The organism is bacterium (assembly GCA_030655055.1).
Classification (GTDB): Bacteria; Edwardsbacteria; AC1; order AC1; family EtOH8; genus UBA5202.
Map to the genome: position 1 here is coordinate 1 of JAURWH010000146.1, position 3,741 is coordinate 3,741.

The 3,741-nt window shown below is 54.0% G+C and carries 5 protein-coding genes; all 5 read left to right on the forward strand.

What is annotated here, in order from left to right; all coding sequences use genetic code 11:
• The first annotated feature begins 171 nt into the window (after positions 1 to 171).
• The gene (locus Q7U71_06865; GenBank protein ID MDO9391477.1) at positions 172 to 855 is read left to right on the forward strand and encodes a MotA/TolQ/ExbB proton channel family protein; all 684 of its coding nucleotides are present in this window, start codon (positions 172 to 174) and stop codon (positions 853 to 855) included.
• Between the two features lies 1 nt (position 856).
• Positions 857 to 1,264, forward strand: coding sequence for a biopolymer transporter ExbD (locus tag Q7U71_06870; protein ID MDO9391478.1), 408 nt, complete (start codon positions 857 to 859; stop codon positions 1,262 to 1,264).
• 91 nt (positions 1,265 to 1,355) lie between these two features.
• Positions 1,356 to 2,132: a class I SAM-dependent methyltransferase gene (locus Q7U71_06875; protein ID MDO9391479.1), complete on the forward strand. Its 777-nt coding sequence runs from the start codon at positions 1,356 to 1,358 to the stop codon at positions 2,130 to 2,132.
• A 98-nt stretch (positions 2,133 to 2,230) separates the two neighbouring features.
• A complete protein-coding gene (locus tag Q7U71_06880) occupies positions 2,231 to 2,860 on the forward strand; it encodes an energy transducer TonB (protein MDO9391480.1) in 630 nt (209 codons plus the stop codon).
• 48 nt (positions 2,861 to 2,908) lie between these two features.
• Positions 2,909 to 3,741 (forward strand): hypothetical protein (locus tag Q7U71_06885; protein MDO9391481.1); only part of this gene is annotated, 833 nt, incomplete at its 3' end.

The window sequence follows — 3,741 nt, forward strand, 5'->3', positions numbered from 1 at the left end:
GTAGCTTGTTATAAGCATTACATGGGACTGGATGCCATGAAGTTCTTTGCCAAGACCAACAACCGCGAGGCATACGGGTACGTCTGCCAGCTCCTGGATAAATTGAAAATATGAAGCAGGCAACCACCACCGTAATTTAGCAACTAAGATATAGATAGGGAGAATCTATTCATGTTCCATACTTTTGCCAAAGAGACACTCTGGGGCCTGATCCTGGGCTACGACGTATTCACCAACCTGATCATGTTCTCGCTGGTCTACCTCTCGGTCTATTCCTGGTCGGTGATAATATACAAGCACCGCTATTTCAAGAAAATAAAACAGGCCAACAAGAAATTCATGGAATCCTTCCGCCGGCGCAAGAACTTCAACGATCCCTTCAAGTCCGCCAACCCCGATTCCGCCAGCTTCTCCGTGCTGGCCGAGGGCCTGGCCGAGGCCCACCGCCTCTCCGGCGGCGAGCAGGTCTCGTTCCCGCTGGAGGTGCTGCCCAACATCCAGGCGGCCATGGAACGGTCCATCGGCCAGCAGGAGGAGGACCTTTCCAGCAAGCTGATCTCGCTGGCCTCCATCACCAGCATCTCGCCTTTGCTTGGACTGCTGGGTACGGTCTGGGGGATCATGATCGCTTTCGTGGACATCAAGAACTTTGGGTCGTCAAGCATTCAAGTCGTGGCCCCGGGCATCGCCGAGGCCCTGGTGACAACCATCGCCGGGCTGGTGGTGGCCATCCCGGCCTCCATGGCCTACAACGCATTCAACACCAACATCCGCCAGATGACGCTGGAGATGGAGAACCTGTCTTCGGAATTCCTGGGCGACCTGAGGATGCACTCGGTCTACGGAGGAAAGTAAGATGCGGCGCCAGCGCACCGGTTTGCAGCCGTTGGCCACCATCAACATGACCAACCTGATAGACGTCTGCATGACCCTGCTGATAACCTTCATGATCACCGCCCCAATGATGCGCTCCGGGGTGGACGTGGCCCTGCCCAAGTCTTCGTCCACCAAGCCCCAGGTGGAGGAGGGCCTGACCATCACTTTGACCTCGGGCGGCAAGATCATCGTCTCCAACCAGACCGTTTCCCAGAGCGCGTTCCCCAAGGTGATCAGCGGTCTGCTGGCGGCAAATCCCAGCCAGCCGGTCTACCTGAAGGCCGACAAGACGGTGCCCTACGGGCTGGTGGTGGAGGTGATAGGGCAGCTGAAAGAGCTTAAGGTCACCAACCTGGGATTAGTGACGGAGCCCAAACTGGGGAAATGAGACTTCGACAAGACTTCGGCGTGAGGGCTTCGACCGAGCTCAGCCGAGGGCCTCAGTCGAACGATCAGTCTTCCGTGTTAACAAAACTATTATGCAGATGACAGCAGATATTAAAAGATATCAATTATTCGGCTGGGATTACGAGCATTTTAGCCCGTTGAATGAGGATGAGATCAGTTGGTATAAGGGCTGCGCTCAAAAAACTAGTGGCCCAATACTGGAATTAGCCTGCGGCACAGGCCGCTTATTAATAAAATTGGCCGAGGCCGGTTTTGATGTTACCGGGATCGATCTCTCCGACAAAATGCTTGAGGTGGCAGGACACAATACCAGCAAACTTCCTGCCGGAATAAAAAATAAGATCAAGTTGCTCAAAGTAGATATAACCGGTTTTAACTTTGACCGGCAGTTTGGCCTCATACTCATGGCGGATAATTCTTTTCGCGAGCTTCGCGCCAGGGAAGATCAAGCAGCTTGTTTAAGAACGGCCTACAAGCATTTATCGCCCAAAGGTGCATTTTTACTGACTGTCAGGCGTTTTGATCTTTCAAGTTTTACAGATGGCAAGAGGGAAATTCCCTGGTCAAAACCGATCAGTGATCCTTCAAATGGTCATAAAGTATCACGAAAAGTGGCGTTTACCTTGTCGGATGACAAAAGGCGGGTAAATGGGATCTACCTTTATAGGATAGTCGATTCGCAGGGAACAACGCGGTTTGAGGAATGTCCCTTTGTTTCTCCGGCTTTGCAAGAAGAAGATTATTTTGCGCTTTTAACTGAAACTGGTTTCAAGCCGGAATTGTTTTATGACTTTAGCGACCAGAAGAATAACCAAGGGCAAACGCTGTGCGTTGTGTGCAGTAAATGAGTGTTTCCGCTAACGCGAACTTTTAACCTCTCCTTGCCTTGCGGCATCCCTCCCCTCGAGGGGAGGGAAACAGGGAGAGGTCAAATAAAACCTGACAAATGAAAAAAGCCTTCGTCATATCATTCTTCATACACCTGGCCTTTCTGCTGGGCATCTTCGGCGCTTCCTACGTCCTGAAAGCGTCGGCCAAGCCCATCTATCCCCAGGTCTACAAGGTCAGCCTGGTCTCGCTGCCGGCAGAGGTATCTGAGGAGCCGGAAACCCGGGAAATGCCGGGTCCGCAGCTGCCGGAGGAAAAGGCCATGAAAGAGCCTTCGGCCAAAAAGGAAAAACCCAAGGCCGACAAGAAAGCCAAAGACACAAAGCAGGCAAAAGCCTCCTCCCCAAAATCCAATACCACCGGGCTGGCCAAGGGGATGAAGATACTGTCCTCCGAGGGTGGAGTGCCGTCCGATTCCTATTACCTGGCGCTGATCCTGTCCAAGATCAGCCAGAACTGGAACAACCCCTACCAGGGGAAAAGGGAAACGGTGCGGGCCCAGGTCTATTTTAGGATAGACAAGAACGGGAAGCTGCAGGAAGTGAAGATCGAGAACTCCTCCGGGGACGCCATCTTCGACCAGTCGGCCCTGCGGGCGGTGTACGAGGCCAAAGTATTCCCGCCGCTGCCCGAGGAGATGAAGCTTGCTACTTTGGGGGTGCATTTTGAGTTTGAGTACGTCAAATAACCCACCCACGAAAAGACACGAAACAATAAATCAGATACTTCAATTAAAATGGCACGAAGATATTTACTGCTTCTTCCCACGATCATCTTGCTTTGCCAGAGTGCATTTGGCCAGGCGGACGTCTACCTGAAACTTTCCACTTCTGAACGGCGGCAGTTGGAGCTGGGCATCGCGCCTTTGCAGACCCAGGATGCCAAGGCTTCACCCGAAGCCGCGGTTAACGCCCAGAAGATGCTGGATATCATCGGCGACGATCTGGCCTTTTCCCTGTACTTCAAGCTGGTCTATCCTCCGTCATTGCTGGAAGGCTACGGGCTGAAGAAGGGCCAGCTGGACATCGGGGCCTGGCAGATGCTGGGGGCCAGGCAGGTGCTGATCCCGGAGCTGAAACAGGAAAAGAAGAAGGTCACCCTCAGGCTGTCGGTCTTTGACATGAGCATCCAACGCCAGGTCTTCAGCAAGGACATCGAACCGGACGGCTCAAGAGCCACGGCCCACGCCGCCAGCGACCTGATCATCAAGAACCTGAGCGGCGAGAACGGCGTCTCCTCCACCAAGATAGCTTTCAGCCTGAAAAGCGGAAAGAACAAGGAGCTGATGCTGGCCGATTACGACGGCGGAGGTTTTCGGGCCCTCACCAATTTCAACTCCATCAACATCTCGCCGGACTGGCAGCCGGGCGGCGGGGCGCTGGCCTTCGTCTCCTTCTACCGCAACCGCACCGACATTGTCTCCCTGAACCTGGCCAGCGGCAAGACCGCCATCATCTCCCAGACCGAGGGACTGAACACCTCTCCGGCCTGGTCCCCGGACGGAAAATTTCTGGCCCTGACGCTTTCCAAGGACGGCAACGCCGAGATCTACCTGCTGTCGCCGGAAAC

What these genes read in the sequence shown, in the direction of transcription:
- Q7U71_06880 (MDO9391480.1), top strand. Translation starts at nt 2,231, where the DNA reads ATGAAAAAAGCCTTCGTCATATCATTCTTCATACACCTGGCCTTTCTG.
- Q7U71_06875 (MDO9391479.1), top strand. Translation starts at nt 1,356, where the DNA reads ATGCAGATGACAGCAGATATTAAAAGATATCAATTATTCGGCTGGGAT.
- Q7U71_06865 (MDO9391477.1), top strand. Translation starts at nt 172, where the DNA reads ATGTTCCATACTTTTGCCAAAGAGACACTCTGGGGCCTGATCCTGGGC.
- Q7U71_06870 (MDO9391478.1), top strand. Translation starts at nt 857, where the DNA reads ATGCGGCGCCAGCGCACCGGTTTGCAGCCGTTGGCCACCATCAACATG.